The sequence below is a fragment of the Paenibacillus sp. S29 genome, assembly GCF_049319765.1.
GTDB classification, from domain to species: domain Bacteria; phylum Bacillota; class Bacilli; order Paenibacillales; family Paenibacillaceae; genus Paenibacillus; species Paenibacillus polymyxa_B.
Genome location: NZ_JBMOUI010000002.1, coordinates 375211 through 395108, shown reverse-complemented (window position 1 = coordinate 395108; position 19898 = coordinate 375211). Strand labels below are relative to the sequence as shown.

The window sequence follows — 19898 nt, the reverse complement described above, 5'->3', positions numbered from 1 at the left end:
TCAGTCTATGATGTAATAGGTAAAACTTATAAGACAAGGGGCGCAAAATTCGATGGAATTCAGACAGCTTCAGTACACCCTGCAAATTGCAGCGGAAAAAAACTTCTCACGTGCAGCAGAAAAACTGCATATTGCTCAGCCCTCTTTGAGCCAACAATTATCCAAACTGGAAAAAGAACTTGGGGTACTTTTATTTCAACGCAACACCAGCACGGTGGAATTAACACATGCAGGAGCAAGCTTTGTAGAAAAGGCAAAAAAAATAGTCGATGCAGTCGAGCAGCTCCGGCAGGAAATGGACGACATTTCTCAACTGCGAAAAGGGAAGGTTGTGGTTGGCAGTATGCCTATCACAGGTTCTCATTTGCTGCCGCATGTGCTGCCTGTATTCAAGAAGGCTCATCCGGACATTGAAATCGTGTTAGTCGAGGATTCATCCATGAATCTGGAGAAAAAAACTGCCAGTGGGGATACAGATCTCAGCCTGCTATCTCTTCCATTAGTTGAACCTACACTTTCCTATGTGCCCATCGGTGAAGAGTGGATTGATCTTGCCGTTCCTCCAGGTCACCCCCTAGCCCTGCGTAAAAAAGGAGGCCATCCGCAGCCTGTGCATATGGAAGAACTGAAAGATGAGCCTTTTGTCGTGCTGAAAAAAGGGCAAGGCTTTCGCAAGCTGACGATGGATTTGTGTCATCAAGCGGGCTTTGAACCTAATGTGGTGTTTGAGAGCACTAATATGGAGACGCTCCAATCGCTCGTAGCGACAGGTATGGGAGTGACACTCGTCCCCCGTTTTATCGCCCGGGCCGCCAGCAGCGAGTTTGTTCCAGCATTATTGCCACTCGCCGAACCTACCCCTAGCCGTACCCTGGCCATTGCTTACCGAAACGGACGTTATTTGTCTAAAGCTGCCGAAGCCTTTATTGATACCTTCCGAGAAACGGTCGAGCAACTTTCTCAAAAGTAGCTTCGAATGTGAAAAGGACCGTCTTCCTCCCTAGCCAAAGCCAGAGAAGAAGGCGGTCCCGGGGCTTCACCCCTATACTTTCAATACTTCATTTACTTTACGGGTTCGATTACACTGTTGCGATGTTGCTTCCATCTGTCTTCAACGAACCACATTTCATGTTCATTTGAATTTCATGTCAGCCTGGCCTGATTACTTTACGCTTGCTCGGAAACTCCACTTTATCCATCCCGCATCACTTCTTTCCTTAAGGTCTCTAGCCTTGGTCTCCCAAGAGTGTCCTACCTCAGTTCCAATGTGCTGTGTGATCCCAAAGTGCCTGTCCTCGCCTTTTTGTGATCAGGGTCTCCCTAAATCTGGTGGACTTTTATCCTGATCATAGCCCATTTCATAATTGTTTCCGACAACCTGTCTATTTAAGCCTCTCGGCCGTGACAGGCCATCCCTATTCGCCAGTTCGGATCTACTTTGGTTATCCATCGTTATCAACCTCCTGGTGTCGGGATACTATTATAATACACCTATGGGCTGTATCTGAAACAGGTATCGAAAAACTTTTTTATTATCGAGAAGAACCAAATGCTTGCTGTACCTCGGCTTCACTCACTTGTGTTTTAAAGACTAATTTTGAAGGATCTTGAGGTGAATAAATGACCTCTATAATACTTCCCTGCTGCAGTTTGGATAGTTGGGAAGAAAAAACATCCTTTTGCGTGGTTACATTAAATGTATCGCCGTTGTTTTTCGTTACACTGAGCTTAAACTGAAGCTTAATTTTATTAGGTCCTGCTTCCCCCATGGGTGTGACATCCAGCACCTTCGCATATGCCTGCTCACCGGTTTTGGCAACTTCCAACAGTTCAGGCGATACGCCCTGCTTGACCATTTGCTAATCTATTGTCAGATTGGTTTGGCGAAGCTGATCCAAATGCTGTGACAACAGCCCCCAGTTTTTCCGGGTAAATACGATTTCACAGCGATATATCAGCGTAACAGGTAGCATCATCTGCTGCATTTCCTCCCGCTCCCGGCCCATCAGCGCTTCAAAACGTGCTACTTCCTCCAAAGCCTTATCCAGCTCGCCAATCGATGTTAGCATAATAATACGGTTGTTCAGGATGGTCGTGAGCATATCTGGTGCATTTTCCAAATACACCAAATTGGCCTCAGCCATAGACAACGTTAACAGTGCTTCCTGTACAGAACCCATGGCAAAACAATATCCGCTGTAAGCCACATACAGGCCCGTCAAACGGTGAAAAAGCCGATCATCATATACCCTGCGCATCGTCTGCTCGAATACCTGCTTCGCCTGATCAAATTGCTTGACCTGAATACAGGCCTCCATCATAATGTTTTGCGCATTCAGCCAGTTTTCCGTCCCCTCTTCCACCAGACGTTTTAGCTGCGTAACGTTATTCAGCACATCATAATAATGATTTTTAGAGCGGAAATACTGGATTTTATAAAATAAAATTGCTTTTTTTAGCGGTGCGGGCAGCTCCACCTCATCCGAACGGCCAAACTTCTCCAAATAAAAATTTAAATAGGTCTGATGTAAATATTCATAGGCCGTTGGGTCATTTAATTGCTGGTAATATACGGCCTTCATCAAATAAGTCGTCATTTCCACCACAAGCGAATCGTTGCGATCCTCCAGCTGATCCACATAGCTTTCCGTGGCAGGATTAGCCAGCTTGGACAGCTCTGTGAAAATCTTATCCGCTGTAGCCAGCGTCTCCTCATCCTCTGCCGCTTCACGCAAGAGGTAGGATGGGTTTACACCTAAACGCCCAGCAATTTGCTCGGCCAGATCCTCTGCCAACGGGTAACGGTCAGCCAGTATATTCGCAAAATGTGCGGGTGTCACCAGCCCGTCTACCAGCTCTTTACGGGACAAGTTTTTCTTTTTACACAAAAAATCAATGCGTTCCTTAAGCATGGAGTATTCCTTTCTGCACTGATTATCGGTCATACAGTGAGGGACGCCGATCTTCAAACACCGGAATACGACCACGCACGTCCTGCACCAAGACAGACTCAATTGTTCCTGTGAGAATCTCCTCCTGCTCTCCGCCCTCAGCAATGATTTCTCCCCATGGATCAATAATAAGCGAATGCCCGAAGAAATCAGTATCTCCGCTGCGACCTACCCGGTTACAAGCAATGACATACATTTGATTTTCTATAGCACGTGCGGTCAGCAAGGTACGCCAGTGATGAAGCCGGGGATGAGGCCATTCCGCGGGTACGATCAGCAAATTTGCGCCCGACAAGGCCAAACTTCGGGCTAGTTCAGGAAAACGGATATCATAGCAGATTGACGCACCTGCCTGAATACCGCCATCCAGTGCGAATAAAACCTTTTCTTCGCCAGGCTGCAAATATTTTTCTTCATCCATAAGTCGGAATAGATGAATTTTGGAATACGAAGCAACCTCTCTGCCTGTGCGGTCAAAAACGAGCATCGTATTATACACATGACCGTCGCTTTTTTTCTCTGCGATTGACCCAGCTACTACGTTCACTTGATGGGTAGCGGCGAATGCTGCTATCCATGCCCGAGTCTCCGTCCCTTCCTTGTCCGCCAGCTCATGAATGCGATCCAAGGCATAGCCCGTATTCCACATTTCCGGCAGGACAATCAGATCCGGCTTTAGTTCGGTTTTCATCGCTTGTTCCATTAAAGCTCGGATATGACTGCGGTTTTCCGGGGGATTTCCTATCTCTATATGAGCTTGTATGAGTGCAACACTGAACGGCTGAGCTTCCTGATACGTCAAAATCCTTCATCCTCCTTGTGAGCCGGAGCTTTCCGCGACCCATTATCCGGTATTTTCCCCCATCATAGCCCGATCAGTCTGGATTACGCAACTATGCAAGCTTAATTCCTCCTATACAACTCGGTAAAATCGTGATAGATTATTTCTTAAACTATTCCAAAAGGTCGTGTGTATTGATGACTCATTTTTCTATTCCCTCCGCTGACGTCATGAAACAGTTACCTACTCAATTTTTTGCCACACTTGTACAAAATGTAAACCGTGAAATTGCGGCGGGACATGATGTCATTAATCTCGGACAAGGGAACCCGGACACCCCCACTCCTTCTCATATTGTAAAAGCTTTGCAGGAATCAGCGGATAACCCGCTGTATCATAAATATTCGCCATTTCGCGGTTACAGCTTTCTCAAGGAAGCCGTTGCCCAGCGCTATCAGGAGGATTACGGTGTGACGCTCAACCCTGAAACCGAGGTCGCCATCCTGTTTGGCGGAAAAACGGGTTTGGTTCAGCTGCCGCAAGTCTTACTCAATCCCGGCGATGTGTGTCTCGTCCCTGATCCCGGCTACCCGGACTACTGGTCTGGCGTAGCCTTGGCTAAAGCGGAAATGTCTTTTCTCCCATTAAAGGAGGAGAACCGTTTTCTGCCCGATTATGAAGCCATTTCCGAGGAAGAACGCCGCCGCGCCAAGTTAATGTTCCTTAACTATCCGAATAATCCAACCTCGGCAACGGCCCCACTTTCTTTTTACGAGGATACGGTTGAATTCGCGCAACGTAACGGTATTGTGGTTGCCAGTGATTTCGCCTATGGCGCTATTGGATTTGATGGCGAACGTCCGGTGAGCTTCCTCCAGGCAGAGGGTGCTAAAGACGTGGGAATTGAGTTCTATACCTTGTCCAAAACGTACAATATGGCGGGCTGGCGTGTTGGTTTCGCGCTCGGTAATGCCGAAATCATCTCGATGATTAATCTGCTACAGGATCATATTTATGTAAGCTTGTTTGGCGGCATTCAGGCAGCAGCGGCGACAGCCCTGACGGCCTCGCAGAACTGCGTAGGCGAGCTGGTAGCCCGCTATGAATCACGCCGTAACGCTTTTTATGATGCACTTGGGCAAATAGGCTGGAAGGCGACGCGCCCAAGCGGCTCCTTTTTCAGTTGGCTGCCTGTGCCGCAGGGCTATACTTCGGCTTCTTTTGCCGATCTGCTGTTGCGGGAAGCCAAGGTGGCTGTCGCTCCAGGGATCGGCTTCGGAAGCGGCGGCGAAGGATATGTGCGAGCGGGGCTGCTGAGCTCAGAAGCTCGACTGACCGAGGCGGCTGATCGAATTGGCAAGCTAAACCTGTTTGGTTAAGCCGAATTTTCCAGCTACAACTTCTTTGCCAAACCTGGTCTTTTCGTGGTATTCTGTATCCAATATCATTTAGCGCGTTGAAGGGACTATTAAGAGAGACTCGGTCCTGTTCAGAGAGTAAATTCCGATAGGCTGCAAGAATTTACCTGGACTCTCTCCCAACTCCTATCCCCGAGCGCCCTGCGCAATCAGGCGGTCCCTGCCGTTAACAGGTTTCAAGTGGGATGATCATGAATCATCAATGAAGGTGGTACCGCGGAAGCACAAACTTTCGTCCTTTGCATACAAAGGATGGAAGTTTTTTTGCATTAAAAAGAGTAAAATTAAGGAAGTGGACGTCTTGTCAACACGAATCGTCATTAAAATCGGAAGCAGCTCTCTGACTGGAGTGGAAGGTGGTTTGAATCGGGAAGCCATCGCTTATTTTGCCCGGGAAATCAGCTTGCTTCGTGCAAAAGGTCATGAAGTGCTGCTGGTTACATCAGGCGCAGTAGCCGCCGGATTCAGGGAGATTGGGTACCCGTTTCGCCCTAAGCTATTGCATGAAAAGCAGGCGGCAGCGGCTGTTGGCCAAGCTCTTCTCATGCAGGCCTATGAGCAGGCTTTTAAAGATTTTGACCTAGTGATCGCGCAGGTTCTGCTAACCCGTAGTGACTTTTTGAGCCGCAAACGGATGAATAATGCCGGAATGACCGTAGAAGAATTGCTGCGCCAGCAGGTTATCCCGATCTTTAACGAAAATGATACTGTATCGATTGACGAATTGAAATTCGGCGATAACGATATGCTGTCCGCGCTGGTTGCCAATCTGGTCAAAGCTCAGCATCTGATTATCATTACGGACACCGATGGCGTATATACGGCAGATCCGCGCAAGCATCCGAATGCCGTACGTTTTGAACGTATCGAAGAAATTACAGAGGAGATTTATGCATTAGCTGGAGGTTCTGGATCGTCTGTAGGTACTGGCGGCATGCGATCCAAGATCGAAGCTGCCAAAGTCGCTACACGCGGCGGTGTACCTGTATATGTGGGACGCGTAAGCGCGAATGGTGATCTAGACGCAGCCGTCGAAGGACACGGACCGGGAACTTATTTTGACACCCACCTCTCTTCACTTCCGATGAAAAAACAGTGGCTTGGATTTATGTCCACCCCTCTGGGCGCGGTGCATGTAGATGAAGGGGCTGAGGAAGCGTTGGTTCACGGAGGACACAGTCTACTTCCGGTTGGCGTACGACGTGTCGAGGGCAGCTTTCATGCCGGAGATGTCGTTGAGGTGCTCGGACCGGAAAATAAAGTGTTAGGACGCGGCATCGTCAATTATGACGATGAACAGCTCCGAAATGTACAAGGATTACCCAGCGGCGAGGTTGTGGGCAAAATTGGTCCCATTCACCGGCTTGAGGTGATCCACAGGGATGAATGGATTACATTATGTATGTAGGGAGGCCGTAACATGAGTGATTTAACGACTAACACAGCTGCAACCGAGGAGAATCAGTTTAGCGAAGTACGAACCAAAGCGAATCTTGCTAAAAAAAGTGCCGGGGTCATGAACCGCCTGACTACAGCACAGAAAAACGAAGCATTGCTTGCTATGGCTGAAGCTCTAGTAAATCATACTGAAGAGCTGATTGCAGCAAACCATAATGACCTGAAACGTGGACGGGAACAGGGAACATCGGAATCGCTGCTCGACCGCCTCAAGCTGACCGAGGACCGAATCGGAGCTATTGCCGAAGGATTACGCCAAATTGTGGCACTGCCTGACCCGGTCGGCGACACCCTTGAGCAAATTGAACGTCCAAACGGTCTGCGAATTGAGAAGATACGTGTACCGCTGGGTGTCATCGGCATCATATATGAAGCGCGTCCAAATGTAACCGTGGATGCCGCGGGCCTGTGCTTGAAAACAGGCAATCCGGTTGTGCTACGCGGTGGTTCGGCCGCCCTCTTCTCCAACCGCAAGATTATCGAAGTACTCCAGCAGGCACTAGACGCAACAGCTGTGCCACGCGAGGCGCTTCAACTTATTGAAGATTCAGACCGTGCCTCGGTCAACGAAATGCTTACCTTGAACGGCTTGCTGGATGTAATTATTCCACGCGGCGGACGTTCACTCATTCAAAATGTTGTTCAGAACGCTACCGTACCTGTCATCGAAACCGGAGCTGGTGTATGCCATACCTTTTTGGACGCTACAGCGGATACCGCAATGGCCGAAGCGATTACACTGAATGCCAAGGTGCAAAGACCGTCCGTGTGTAACTCGATGGAAACATTGCTCGTACACTCGGATTATGCAAAAGCACATTTAACAGAATTGGCAGAACGCTTTCGTGATGCGGGGGTTGAGCTACGCGGCTGTGCACGCACACGAGAATTGGCTCCTTGGGCTGTTCCTGCTACAGAAGAGGATTATGGCACCGAGTATAATGATTACATTATGAACGTAAAGGTCGTGGACAATCTGGACGAAGTACTGGAGCATATTGCCCGTTACGGTACGATGCATTCAGAGTGTATTGTCACCGAGGATAAAGCCCATGTCGAGCGTTTTCTGCAAGAAGTGGACGCGGCAGCCGTGTACCACAATGCATCCACTCGCTTCACGGATGGCTTCGAATTTGGGTTTGGTGCAGAGATCGGAATTAGCACACAAAAATTACATGCCCGCGGTCCAATGGGATTGCCTGCCTTGACTTCAACCAAATATCGCGTGTACGGTACTGGACAAATCAGGGAATAATAACTTAAATCATCTGTATCCTTGGAGGTTATGAATCTATGTGTGAATCACAGACAAAGGTTTTAATTAATGAGCAAATTACATTTTTCGGGGCAGGATCAATGGCAGAGGCTATTATTCGCGGAATGACGGCTCGTTCTGTTGTCAAACCTAGTGGTATTACCGTTATCAACCGCAGTAATCAGGCTCGCCTTGAGGAACTTCAAAAGCAATATGGAGTCTTGTTCCAAACCGAGGATGCCGCCAAAACCGAGCTTCTGCGTCGTTCTCCGGTCATTGTGCTTGCCATGAAGCCCAAGGATGCTGCACAAGCACTTGGACAGCTCGGCCCACTTCTGTCTGATGAGCAGCTGATCATTTCGGTAATCGCCGGATTGTCTATTCGTACGATGCAAACGTTGCTGGGTCGCAAGCAGCCGATCGCACGGACGATGCCCAATACATCCAGCTCAATTGGGCTGGGAGCCACAGGTATTAGCTTTTCCAAGGAGATCAGCGAAATCCAGCGTAAAAACGTGCTTACAATGTTCGAATCTGTAGGTACGGTAACGGTTATAGAAGAAGAGAAAATGGATGTTTTGACCGGGATATCTGGAAGCGGCCCTGCGTATGTCTACTACCTGATGGAGGCCATGATTGCCGGAGGGATCCGTGGTGGCTTGACCCCTGAGCAAGCGCACGAACTAACGGTGCAAACCGCGCTTGGAGCGGCACGTATGGTGCAGCAAACCGGAGAGGAGCCTTCTGCCCTTCGCCACAAAATTATGTCTCCTAATGGCTCTACGGTAGCTGCATTGGAAATGCTGGACAAAGGTGACTTCTACGAAACAGTGATTGCGGCGGTGCAGCGGTGCGCTGAACGATCCCGCGAGATGGGAGCTGTACTCAAGGAGGGAATTGAATGAGCTATTGCTTGGCGACCTACCGGGTATACGATGACAAAGCCGATTTTAACCAAAAGGCCCAATCTATTGCCATCGGCATGACGGTGGGCAGCTGGACTGAGCTCCCGCAAGCCAAACGGGACGCGATGCAAAAGCATCTTGGCTCGGTTCATTCTGTGGATATTCACGATGGAGGTCCCGGTGAACGGTACGCGGACCTGACCATCGCTTACCCGGATGTCAACTTCAGCCGAGACATTCCCGCTCTGCTGGTCACGGTCTTCGGCAAAATTTCGATGGACGGCCGAATTAAGCTAACGAAGCTGGATTTCTCGGAAGCATTCCGCTCTGCTTTTCCAGGACCGAAATTCGGTATCAGCGGCTTGCGCGAGCAGCTTGGCGTGTATGATCGCCCCCTGCTCATGAGCATTTTCAAATCTGTAATTGGCCTCAATTTGGACGAACTTCGTGAACAGTTTACCCGGCAGGCTCTCGGTGGTGTTGATCTGATCAAGGACGACGAGATCTTATTTGAAAACGCGCTGACGCCGATTGAAAAACGTGTCGAAGCCTGCATCAAAGCCGCCGAAGCGGCTAAGCGTGAAACCGGTAAAAAGCTGCTGTATGCCGCTAATTTAACGGGACCGACCTCGCAGCTTAAGACACAAGCTCTCAAGGCCATTGATGCGGGTGCCAACGCGTTACTGTTTAACGTGTTGGCCTACGGTTACGATGTGCTGCATGAACTTAGCAGCGATCCCGCCGTCTCGGTGCCGATTGCAGCCCATCCTTCGTTAGCGGGTGCTGTTTATCCATCGCCGCATTATGGTATTTCGGCCTCCGTCCTGCTCGGTCAGCTTATGCGGCTGGCTGGCGCTGACCTCGTCCTCTTCCCTTCTCCCTACGGCTCAGTGACGATGCCGCGTGACGAAAACATGGCAATCCGCGATGAGCTGATCAACCCTGATCTACCGCTGAAGGCCAGCATGCCTGTCCCTTCCGCAGGGATTCACCCGGGCCTCGTGCCGCTCATTGTACGTGATTTTGGTACTGACGTTGTTGTCAACGCTGGGGGCGGCATTCACGGACATCCGCTGGGTACAGAAGCTGGTGGGCGCGCCTTTGTGCAGGCGATTGAAGCGGTACAGAAGAATGTCCCCCTGGCAGAATATGCCCGTACTCACCCCGAGCTACAATCTGCGCTCGACACATGGGGAGGCGAACGATGAGCATAGCAAAGAAGCCCGTCATTTTTTGCGATTTTGACGGGACAATTACGAACAGCGACAATATTGTCGCCATTATGAAGCATTTTCAGCCTACAGGCTGTGAGCCCATCATGTATCAGATCGTAAATGGGCCTACATCCATTCGTGAAGGCGTAGGTGCGATGTTCGCCCTGATGCCTTCGGAGCAAAAGGACGAAATTATCTCATATGTACTTGGACAAGCTGGTATACGCGAGGGCTTTGCACGCTTTTTGGACTATGTACGAGAGCAGCAGATTCAATTTTTCGTCACCAGTGGCGGCATTGATTTTTTTATTGATCCATTGCTAAAACCCTTTGACATTCCACACGACCACATCTATTGCAACGAAGCGGATTTTTCCGGGGAGCGCATCCAGATTACGTGGCCGCATCCATGTGAGGAACCGTGTACAAATGATTGTGGCATGTGTAAAACGACTGTAATTCATCAATATCCTTCCGAACAATACGAACGGATTTTGATCGGCGACAGCCTGACCGATTTTGAAGGAGCTAAAATTGCCGATCTTGTGTACTCCCGTTCGCATCTGACTTTAAAGTGTCAAGAGCTTGGCGTACCACATGTACCCTTTGAAACATTTGATGACATTATCGAGGATTTAAAGCAAAAACAGGAGCAAGGGGTGCTGTAAATGAGTTTTAACTTGGCAGACATTTCATTGGAAGAAAAACGCCGCGCATTGGAAGAACTCGCTGATGTCAAAGAACTATTCGCATCTCGCAACTGGTTCCCAGGCACGAGCGGCAATTTGTCGATCCGAATCGGTGACTTTCATCCCGAACAATTTTATTTTGCAGTCACCGCCAGCGGCAAGGATAAAACCAAGCGTACTCCGGAAGATTTTCTGTTCGTAGACCAGTACGGAAAAGCGGCAGAAGCGACAAACCTCAAACCAAGCGCAGAGACGCTTATCCATTGCGAAATTTATCGCCTGACAGGCTGCGGAGCCGTTTTTCATGTGCATACCGTGTTTAATAATCTGATTTCCGAATATTACGGTGAGCAAGGCGCTGTACCTATCCAAGGTATTGAGCTGATCAAGGCTTTTAACATTTGGGACGAAAATGCTGCGATTGATATTCCTGTGCTGCCTAATTACGCAGATATTGCCTCGATTGCCAAGCTGGTGCCCAGTGTGCTAAATGATCAGGTGCCTGGAATTTTATTGCGTAACCACGGCATTTATGCGTGGGGCCGTAATGTATTTGAGGCTAAAAAGCATTTGGAGGCGTTTGAATTTTTGTTTGAAACGACCTATCGCTCCCTGCTACTGAAAACTTTGAAGTCAATAAACTCATAAATATCAAAGATGCTTATCATTATTTGTAAAAGTGGCCATTGAATATCGAGAACGGAGCCTAAGCGATAGCACAGGAACGTTCTCTTTTTTATTATTAGGGTATTCTATTCTACTAGCCACATAAAATCTTAGGCATGCTGTAAAAAAACGCCCCCTATTGGGGACGCTCCAGCGTGAATTGCTCTCCTAGCTTCGCATAGTTGTTCCCAGCCAACCGACTTACTGGACGCAACTCCTTAGCAATCACATACGTATTTTGGTATGCTTCCTCGGACAAATGATACTGCACTACGCGTCCGATTAACAGATCACAGGCAGGTGAGTCCTCCTTGCCTCCCAACGGTATAACTTGTTCCAGAATACATTCCATGCGTATTTTCGCTTCTGCCACACCGGGAACTTCGATTTTTGTACTTTTGACTGGGGTAAGGCCTGCCAGTGCAACCTCACTCTCCTGCGGCAACAGACGGGAAGCCGTCACATTCACCGCTCCCACATTGTCCTCGTCTGTGATATGTACGACAAATGCCTTGTGCTCCATCGCATTACGTGCTGTATCTTTGGATACTCCATCGACACGTTGTACGGATACAGACAGCAGTGGCGGTTCAGAGGCTACGATGGAAAAATAACTGAACGGCGCACCATTCAGCACCCCTTCGCTGCTCAAAGTCGTTACAAAGGCTACCGGCCTTGGGATGATACTTCCGGTCAACAGCTTATAATTTTCACGCCCTGTAAGCGTATCAGGATTCAATGAAATCATTTTTCTCCCTCATTTCCGATTACAATCGCTATTCGACTGCACATCATCAAGTTTCGCCTGATAAGCAAATACACCATTAGCTAGAAACATGGATGACATCTCAGGCTTCCCTTCCAGTATCGCGTGAATGATACGAAATGTAAAGTTGGAACCGGAAGATCTCCCTATTTTTCAATTATATTTCCTCGGCTATCGCGCACAGTAACCGTAGTTCCCTCAGGTACAGCAATCGTAACATCAAGCTGCTGCTGAGTCTGCATAAAACGTGTCGGAATTTGACCCAGTAATACATACAAGGTATCGCCGATTTGCTTGGTTTGATATAAATCTTGTCCTTTTAATTCGTCCTCTTTGCCTGTGTATACATAACTTCCGAACACATGCACTTCCGGTGAGGTGGTTGCGTCAATTTTGACCGCATAAGGATCTTCCCCCTGTACAATCACCTTGTTCACTCCGGCAGGTAGTTTTTCATGCCAGTCTGGGAGAACCCTTGTTTCCTGAACCGAACTCATTATTTCTCTGACTTGTGGAGTGATTCCCAATGAACTGACCAAGGCAAATCCGATACAGCAAAAAACCAATACCGCCGTAATAAACATACTGAACAAATCATAACCAATGCGCTCACGCGTCCCTTTCCAAGCAGTATACATTAAAATTTCCAATCCCAGCAAAACAAAAACGACAGGCCACCAGGTTAACGCCTGGTCCAGAATGCCCGCTCCCCAAAACTTGGAGGCAAACGTTACGCCCCCCAGCAGGACAAGGAAAAGTCCCATTGACAGCCTTCCAACTTTCCACACCCCTGCCGGAGTGTTTGACGCTTTAGAGGAGCTATTTTTGTTAGATGATGTACCCAATATACCTGTGGCACCTCCTCCATCGCTATGAGGATGATGGACTCCCTTTAAGGGAGCCTCACTCTTTGAAAATTCAGTATCCATTCTATTGCTTCTCCTTTACTCGTTTAGATTTGGAATTCCCGATCATCATCCAAATACCACCGCCGATCAACAATAAGGATACGATAATCGTCCGTAGATACATGTCAACCAAATTATAAATCTCTCCGTTTGGAAACAGACGATCCAGAGTAGGAACTAGTACGTTGATTAAGATGTAATAGGCGCCCAGCAATAGTAACCCCAAGCCTACCCAGCGGTGATATTGTGCAAACATACCGATCACAGGTTTGTCGATCAGCGGCTCCCGTCCATAACGGCTTACTTGCTGCAATGCATCAAAAAAACTGTAAAACCAAACCACCGGAAGCAGGAACAAAAAGAGTGAAAGATGCAGCACGTCCAGTACATAGATGCCTCCTAAAAACAAAAGCATGAGTTGGAGTCCACGCTTTTGCAAACCTATATACATATGTCCGGCACCGGGAAATACCGATAAAATGGTAGCCAGCATTTTACTTCGGCGTCCCTCGATTCTTCCATGCTCCAGTTCCTCAAACAAAGTCCGGTCCTGAAGAATTTCTCCAGCTTGTTTGCGATGTACATGCTGCACCGCATCAAACATGCAATACAGCCAAATAATCGGCAACACGCCCGCAAAGGCCAAAAATCCGGATTCGTTAGTAATGCTAGTAATAAAGATAAGAATCGCACCAAAGCCAAAGAAGGACAGTAAAAAAGACAAACCACGCTGCATCAGCCCCAAATGGAGGTGTCCCAATCCAGGAATGAACGACAGCAAAATCGTAAAAAAGCGTTCATTCTCCGATCCTCTTTGAAAAGCAGGTGATCCTGCCATACCATAGTGTCCTTGTTGATAATGGTTATTATAGTCCGGGCCATATCCCATTCCTGTTCCCGGTACATCCGTATCTGCGTGTGTTGCCCCCTCCGGCATCTCCCCTGTTAAACCAGCCTGTCCATAAGCTCCATTTTGCGAGTAAAAATCGTATGGATTGGGCCCTGCATGAGGGGGGTATGGAGCAGCGACTGCACGAGGATCATAACGCAACAAGCTAATCATGATATGCAGCATGCTGAGTCCCCAAAAAAGGGCGGCAACAAACATACCGAATAATAAAGGCGATTCGTCTCTTACTACGAATGCAAGAAATAATCCTCCTGCCAAACATCCGAAAAACAAAATGGTGTATACAAACACATTGGCTTTTCGTGTCCAATAATAGTGTCCCACACCGGGAATAATGTTCAATAGAAATGCCAAGAGCTTGCTTCTTTCCGTATAAGGCATCGCTACACTTCCTTTCTATTTATGGGATTTTGATAAAGTTCCCAATTAAAGGTTGTTATTTTTGAGTTTTTTCATCTCAGCCTTTATCCGATGATTTAGGGCTTTAATTTATCGAGCCAAGTTGTTGTAGCTCGCATGACCTCTTCACTGTAAGAAACGCGTTCTTTTGGAGGAATCGGCTTTCCGTCTGTTTGCGGCATCATTTTGTCAAAGGCTCCACTGGACAACAAGATCAACGTTAGGCTTGCGGCGACAACATAATGAAACACAGGTTTTTCAAACCAGCGGCGTTTTTTGAACATAACTTGACTCGGTTCAGCTTCTATCTCGGGAAGAACGGCCATTACCTGATCTGTGAAGCGCTCCGTATCCATCCAGGCAGAATAATCTTTTAAAGTTGACTCCAGTTGCTCCAGTGCAACAAGATATAACATCAGCGCCTGTTCGTCTTCCAGCAGTAGCTTTTCCAGCCGGGCAGATTCTTCTATCGTGCAAGTTCCTGCAATGTAAGCATGCCAGTCATTCGATTTCCCTTCAATCCACGGTTTATCTTGTTGGTCAGTCATTGCCATTCCTCCTCCTTCCAGTGATTTCGAATCCATAGCCGCGCCCGATAGAGTCTCGACTCTACTGTTTTTAAAGCTACCTGCGTCTCTTCTGCAATTTGATCGTAAGTTTTGCCCTGCATATAATAGGCTTGAATAATATCCCGATGTTGCTGGGGCAACTGGGCAATTTTTTGCGATAGTTCTACAGTTTGCTCCTCGCGGATGAGACGGGCCAGCACATCCTCATCCCGGGAAGGGAGCTGTACAAGGGATTGTGCCACGTCTATAAGCTCTGCGGGTCGTCTGTCCTGTTTGCGCTTAATATCCAGCGCTTTGTGGAGCGCAATTCGGCTCAGCCACGTTTTAAATCCTTCGTTCCGGTATTGGGGGAGAGACTTGTACACCTGAACGAACGCCTCCTGCGCGGCATCTTCGGCTTCCTTGCTGTCATGCAGTACCGAATAGGCGATATGAAATACATGCTTGCTGTACAGCTCTACGATCTCACGGAACGCCTGCCGGTCACCGGACCGTATTCGTTCAATGATTCTCTCTATATCAATGACGCTCTCCCCCTTCCCAATACTATAGACGCCAGGAAATTTCCTTCCCCTGCATATTTCGAAAAAAAATATTTAAAAAAGGACACACCCTCCTGACGGAATGGTGTGTCCTCTATCATTAAAGCCTATTTAGACCGATATATCAATTGCGTCCGCCACCACGGAATCGCTGGGCGTATTCTTTGGCATCCTGTGCATTACGAACACGGTTTCGGCTCCACTCCAGCAAAATACGGTCTATATACCGGAAATGTACTTTCCCTGCAAATACCGCTTCCTTCAAAGCCAGCAAAATCAGCTCCTCGGGATACCGATCCTGATCCACCCAGCTGGTGATCGTCTCGTATTCCATCGGTGACAATGGGCGCCCGAATTCTTTCTCAAAAATCGTGAACAAATTCCGTTCTTCTGTAAGCGGGGATTCTGATATTCCATTCAGTAAATCCGGCTTTCCGGCAAACAAAATGTCATCTTCATCGTGCTGCTCATTACGCTCAGCGATCATACATTCTGCCAACTTACGGTACAGCCCCGTCAAATTGTAACGTTCGAATTGTACGGATGAGCTGCGGTCTTCTACGGAATCGATTCTCAAAAATCCTTCTTTCATGAGCTTACTGAAATAGAGTGCGATTTCGTTCGCAGTGCATCCGATACGTGACTGCAATTGTTCCCATGTCGGAAATTCATTACGTTCCGCTTGTTTAAAGGCAAGCAACTGCATCAGTAGCAGCATTTCACCATCCGTCAGCCGAAGTGTCCGATAATGCTTGAGCAGGGCGTAGGGAATCTGGACCATTCCGGCTTCCATAGCAAAGGCTACTCCCTCCGCCCATTCTGCCGCTGATGTCTTGTCGAATGATCCGGTCATCGGTTACGGATACAAACGATACAGCATACGTGGGAACGGAATCGTTTCACGTACATGATCGAGTCCACAAATCCATGCTACTGTACGCTCCAGGCCCAGTCCAAAGCCGGAATGCGGAACGGTACCATAGGTGCGCAGATCCATATACCATTGGTAGGCTTCACGAGCCAAGTTATGCTCGTTAAAACGTTCTTCCATCAATGCTGGATCATCAATCCGTTGGGAACCCCCGATAATTTCGCCGTAGCCTTCAGGAGCGATCATATCGGCACACAAAACAACCTCTGGACGGGTCGGGTCGGGTTTCATATAGAATGCCTTAATGTGAGTCGGCCAATGTGTAATGAACACAGGCTTGTTATATCTTTCAGCAATCGCCGTTTCATGAGGAGCACCAAAGTCTTCTCCCCATGGGATATCGAAACCTTCACCTTGAAGGAAGGCAATCGCCTCATCATACGTAATACGTGGGAATTCGCCTTGAATTTGCTCCAGCTTCGAAACATCGCGTCCGATTGTTTCAAGCTCCTTCGCACAATTTTTCAGAACAGATTGCACGATATGACTTACAAACTGCTCCTGAACGCGCAAGGATTCTTCATGATCCACAAAAGCCATCTCAGGCTCGATCATCCAGAACTCAATCAGGTGACGACGTGTTTTAGACTTTTCCGCACGGAAAGTTGGACCAAAGGAATATACTTTGCCCAGCGCCATTGCCGCGGCTTCCATATACAACTGCCCGCTTTGTGTCAAATACGCATCTTCATCAAAATATTTAATGTGGAACAATTCTGTTGTGCCTTCTGCAGAGGAAGGAGTCAAAATGGGTGGGTCCACCTTCGTAAAGCCGTTGCCGTTAAAGAATTCCTGTACCGCACGGATAATTTCAGCCCGTACGATCAGAACAGCACGTTGCTTGGCGGAACGCAGCCACAAGTGACGATGATCCATCAGGAAATCTACACCATGCTCTTTGGGTGTAATCGGGTAGTTTTCGGTCAAATGAATAATTTCAATGCCTGTAACCGTTAATTCAAAGCCCGATTGGCTACGCGGTTCTTCACGCACCACTCCAGTAACGTAAAGGGAGCTCTCTTGAGTCAAGGATTTGGCGTCATTCCAAATATCCTCGGACACTTCGCTTTTCACGATAACCCCTTGAATATACCCGCTACCATCGCGCAGTTGCAGGAACTGAATTTTACCACTAGATCGTTTATTGTTTACCCAAGCACCGATTGTAACCGTTTCCCCTACATGGCGGCCCACTTGGGCAATCGTACTTTTATTCGTCATGACCGTCTCTCTCCTCTTAACCGAAAATCAAACAGCCCTTCCCCCTGGGTCAGGCTGTTTGCTCTCGCTGTTTGGTGCATGCGGAACTCAAACGTAAGTCCGCATGCATAAAGTTTATACTTTCGAACCGAACTACTGAACCAGACGGAACGTGTCACGGGCAATAACCAGTTCTTCGTTCGTTGGAATGATCAGTACTTCTACCTTTGAATTTGCAGTTGTAATCCGGCGAGGCTCGCCAGAACGAATAGCATTCAACGATTCATCCAGCTCGATACCGAGGAATGTCAATTGCTCCAACACTCTCTTACGCAGAACGATGGAGTTCTCGCCTACACCTGCTGTAAATGCAATTACGTCTACCCCGTTCATTGCGGCAGCATACGATCCAATGTATTTGCGCAGACGGTATTCATACATTTCGAATGCCAATGTAGAATTAGCTTCGCCTTTTTCCATACCTTCTGTGATTTCACGCATGTCACTGCTGATACCGGAAATAGCTAAAAGTCCACTATGCTTGTTCAGCATGGAATTGACTTCATTGACAGTCAATTCTTCTTTGTTCATGACATAAGGTACGATTGCTGGGTCCAAATCACCACTACGAGTACCCATCATAAGACCTTCCAGTGGAGTCATACCCATGGAAGTATCAACAGACAAACCGCCTTGAACTGCTGTTACACTACCACCATTACCGATATGACAAGTGATAATCTTCAGGTCTTCCAAAGGACGACCAAGGAATTTGGCTGCTTCCTTACTTACAAAATCATGGGAAGTGCCATGGGCACCGTAACGACGAACCTTATACTTATTGTACAACACTCTTGGAATGGCGTACATATAAGCTTTTTCAGGCATGGTTTGATGGAACGAGGTATCAAATACCACAACCTGCGGTACATCTGGCATATTCAATTCAGCCGCTTTAATCCCCATCATGGAAGCAGGGTTATGCAGTGGTGCCAGGTCAAACAAGCGGCGGATTTCACTCTTCGCTTCAGGCGTTACAACTGCAGACTGTTTGAAGATTTCGCCTCCATGAACCACACGGTGGCCCACAGCCTGAATTTCACTAGTACTGGAGATTACACCATGTTCAGCATCTGTGAGTGCGTTTAGCACTTTACGGATGGCTGTAGTATGTTCCAAAATTTCGCTAACTTCGGTGTATTCTTCTTTATTGGTTGGCTTATGCGTAAGAATGGAGGAATCCATACCGATGCGCTCTACCAATCCTTTTGCCAGAACGGACTCGTCCGTCATATCATACAATTGGTATTTCAGGGAAGAACTCCCTGCATTGATTACGAGAATTTTCATATCCGGTCACCATCCTTGTCGTACTTAAAGAAGCCTTCGCCCGATTTCACGCCCAGATTACCTGCACGCACCATTTTCTTCAGAACGATGGACGGACGATATTTCAATTCGCCGAATTCACGGAACATACGCTCCAGAGCAGCCAAAACGGAATCTAGACCAAAGCGGTCAGCCATTTCCAAAGGACCGCTTTGGAAACTATAGCCGATTCGCATAGCGTCATCGATATCTTCAGCGGAAGCCACGCCCTCTTGAAGTACATGGGCCGCTTCGTTAATCAGCAGACAGATAATCCGGCTTGTTACGAATCCAGGAGATTCATAAATCATGACTCCTTTTTTCTCCACTATTTCTTCCACGAACATTTTAGTGTGTTCAAATGTATCGTCCGAAGTTTTCAAACCACGAATAATTTCTACAAGATCAATACGGGATACTGGATAAATAAAGTGCATACCAATAACACGCTCAGGATACTTGGTCGAGCTAGCAAGCTCGGTCAGGCTCAGCGTGGATGTATTACTTGCAAGAATAATATTGCTTGGACACACATAATCTAGCTCTTGGAACACTGCTTTCTTCTCGTCCAGATTCTCTGTAATAGTCTCAATGACCATATCGCAGCTGCCGAGCTCCGCCAAATGGATTACTTTTTGAATACGGGATAAGATCAATTTTTTCTCAGCTTGAGTAATTGCCCACTTTTCCAGTTGTTTGTCCAGACTCGTTTCAATCATATTGTAGGCGTAGTCTAGTTTCTCTGGTGTCTGCTCTACCAGCAGCACATCGATTCCTTTGGACGCGAGCATTTCAGAAATCCCCTGTCCCATGGTGCCGCCGCCGATGACGCCGATTTTTTTAAATTGCATGATTCTTTACTCCACCCTTTCCTGGTCACTCTCATATATTGTATCCTTCTTTGTCGAAAAATACATGTTTATGTCCCAATAGATAATAATATCTTAGCACGGACTAAAAGTAAAAAA

The 19898-nt window shown here is 47.7% G+C and carries 21 protein-coding genes; 8 read left to right on the top strand and 13 right to left on the bottom strand.

Going from position 1 to position 19898, the window contains the following annotated elements:
* The first annotated feature begins 52 nt into the window (after window positions 1–52).
* Window positions 53–970, top strand: a complete 918-nt coding sequence (locus ACL9RM_RS04885; RefSeq protein ID WP_069289796.1) for a LysR family transcriptional regulator — start codon at window positions 53–55, stop codon at window positions 968–970.
* Window positions 971–1309: 339 nt separating this feature from the next.
* Here the strand turns inward: ACL9RM_RS04885 and ACL9RM_RS04880 are convergent, their stop codons facing one another.
* The 4 genes from ACL9RM_RS04880 to ACL9RM_RS04865 all read right to left on the bottom strand — a co-directional run bounded on the left by ACL9RM_RS04880 (window position 1310) and on the right by ACL9RM_RS04865 (window position 3753).
* The gene (locus ACL9RM_RS04880; protein ID WP_023989112.1) at window positions 1310–1450 is read right to left on the bottom strand and encodes a hypothetical protein; all 141 of its coding nucleotides are present in this window, start codon (window positions 1448–1450) and stop codon (window positions 1310–1312) included.
* A gap of 82 nt (window positions 1451–1532) precedes the next feature.
* Window positions 1533–1856: a DUF3592 domain-containing protein gene (locus ACL9RM_RS04875; RefSeq protein WP_172828235.1), complete on the bottom strand. Its 324-nt coding sequence runs from the start codon at window positions 1854–1856 to the stop codon at window positions 1533–1535.
* A gap of 3 nt (window positions 1857–1859) precedes the next feature.
* Window positions 1860–2912: an XRE family transcriptional regulator gene (locus tag ACL9RM_RS04870; protein ID WP_414126208.1), complete on the bottom strand. Its 1053-nt coding sequence runs from the start codon at window positions 2910–2912 to the stop codon at window positions 1860–1862.
* 22 nt (window positions 2913–2934) lie between these two features.
* Window positions 2935–3753, bottom strand: a complete 819-nt coding sequence (locus ACL9RM_RS04865; RefSeq protein WP_069289797.1) for a carbon-nitrogen family hydrolase — start codon at window positions 3751–3753, stop codon at window positions 2935–2937.
* Between the two features lie 176 nt (window positions 3754–3929).
* On the opposite strand from ACL9RM_RS04865, the gene ACL9RM_RS04860 reads away from it, so the two are divergent.
* The 7 genes from ACL9RM_RS04860 to ACL9RM_RS04830 all read left to right on the top strand — a co-directional run bounded on the left by ACL9RM_RS04860 (window position 3930) and on the right by ACL9RM_RS04830 (window position 11319).
* On the top strand, window positions 3930–5111 hold the full coding sequence (locus ACL9RM_RS04860) for a pyridoxal phosphate-dependent aminotransferase (RefSeq protein ID WP_069289798.1): 1182 nt from the start codon (window positions 3930–3932) through the stop codon (window positions 5109–5111).
* Between the two features lie 241 nt (window positions 5112–5352).
* Entirely contained in the window at window positions 5353–6558 is a 1206-nt protein-coding gene (proB, locus tag ACL9RM_RS04855) for a glutamate 5-kinase (RefSeq protein ID WP_069289799.1), read from the top strand.
* 12 nt (window positions 6559–6570) lie between these two features.
* Window positions 6571–7863: a glutamate-5-semialdehyde dehydrogenase gene (locus tag ACL9RM_RS04850; RefSeq protein WP_069289800.1), complete on the top strand. Its 1293-nt coding sequence runs from the start codon at window positions 6571–6573 to the stop codon at window positions 7861–7863.
* A 38-nt stretch (window positions 7864–7901) separates the two neighbouring features.
* Window positions 7902–8768 (top strand): pyrroline-5-carboxylate reductase, encoded by an 867-nt coding sequence (gene proC / locus ACL9RM_RS04845; RefSeq protein WP_165177165.1) that lies wholly within the window; start codon window positions 7902–7904, stop codon window positions 8766–8768.
* The gene (locus ACL9RM_RS04840) at window positions 8765–9976 is read left to right on the top strand and encodes a 2,3-diketo-5-methylthiopentyl-1-phosphate enolase (RefSeq protein ID WP_250268694.1); all 1212 of its coding nucleotides are present in this window, start codon (window positions 8765–8767) and stop codon (window positions 9974–9976) included. Before proC ends, ACL9RM_RS04840 begins: the two co-directional genes overlap by 4 nt.
* A complete protein-coding gene (locus ACL9RM_RS04835) occupies window positions 9973–10650 on the top strand; it encodes a 2-hydroxy-3-keto-5-methylthiopentenyl-1-phosphate phosphatase (protein ID WP_414126207.1) in 678 nt (225 codons plus the stop codon). The genes ACL9RM_RS04840 and ACL9RM_RS04835 overlap by 4 nt, the downstream gene beginning before the upstream one ends.
* A complete protein-coding gene (locus ACL9RM_RS04830; RefSeq protein ID WP_250268696.1) occupies window positions 10651–11319 on the top strand; it encodes a methylthioribulose 1-phosphate dehydratase in 669 nt (222 codons plus the stop codon).
* Window positions 11320–11473: 154 nt separating this feature from the next.
* On the opposite strand, the gene ACL9RM_RS04825 is transcribed toward ACL9RM_RS04830, so the two are convergent.
* From ACL9RM_RS04825 to ACL9RM_RS04785, 9 genes are all read right to left on the bottom strand, one after another.
* Window positions 11474–12085, bottom strand: a complete 612-nt coding sequence (locus tag ACL9RM_RS04825; RefSeq protein WP_061829175.1) for a flavin reductase family protein — start codon at window positions 12083–12085, stop codon at window positions 11474–11476.
* A gap of 164 nt (window positions 12086–12249) precedes the next feature.
* Complete coding sequence (locus tag ACL9RM_RS04820; RefSeq protein ID WP_165177175.1) at window positions 12250–13032, bottom strand: hypothetical protein; 783 nt, start codon at window positions 13030–13032, stop codon at window positions 12250–12252.
* A gap of 1 nt (window position 13033) precedes the next feature.
* Window positions 13034–14302, bottom strand: a complete 1269-nt coding sequence (locus ACL9RM_RS04815; RefSeq protein WP_250261122.1) for a multi-tm2 domain protein — start codon at window positions 14300–14302, stop codon at window positions 13034–13036.
* 95 nt (window positions 14303–14397) lie between these two features.
* Window positions 14398–14868: a hypothetical protein gene (locus ACL9RM_RS04810; RefSeq protein WP_061829178.1), complete on the bottom strand. Its 471-nt coding sequence runs from the start codon at window positions 14866–14868 to the stop codon at window positions 14398–14400.
* Window positions 14865–15353, bottom strand: coding sequence for an RNA polymerase sigma factor (locus ACL9RM_RS04805; protein ID WP_061829179.1), 489 nt, complete (start codon window positions 15351–15353; stop codon window positions 14865–14867). Before ACL9RM_RS04805 ends, ACL9RM_RS04810 begins: the two co-directional genes overlap by 4 nt.
* Window positions 15354–15555: 202 nt before the next feature.
* Entirely contained in the window at window positions 15556–16284 is a 729-nt protein-coding gene (locus tag ACL9RM_RS04800) for a DnaD domain-containing protein (RefSeq protein WP_069289808.1), read from the bottom strand.
* A 3-nt stretch (window positions 16285–16287) separates the two neighbouring features.
* Window positions 16288–17583 carry an asparagine--tRNA ligase gene (asnS, locus tag ACL9RM_RS04795; RefSeq protein ID WP_013310674.1) on the bottom strand — a complete coding sequence of 432 codons (1296 nt, stop codon included), beginning with the start codon at window positions 17581–17583 and terminating at the stop codon, window positions 16288–16290.
* A 132-nt stretch (window positions 17584–17715) separates the two neighbouring features.
* On the bottom strand, window positions 17716–18912 hold the full coding sequence (locus tag ACL9RM_RS04790) for an acetate/propionate family kinase (protein ID WP_013310675.1): 1197 nt from the start codon (window positions 18910–18912) through the stop codon (window positions 17716–17718).
* Window positions 18909–19781 carry a 3-hydroxyacyl-CoA dehydrogenase family protein gene (locus ACL9RM_RS04785; RefSeq protein ID WP_069289809.1) on the bottom strand — a complete coding sequence of 291 codons (873 nt, stop codon included), beginning with the start codon at window positions 19779–19781 and terminating at the stop codon, window positions 18909–18911. The genes ACL9RM_RS04790 and ACL9RM_RS04785 overlap by 4 nt, the downstream gene beginning before the upstream one ends.
* Window positions 19782–19898: the final 117 nt, after the last annotated feature.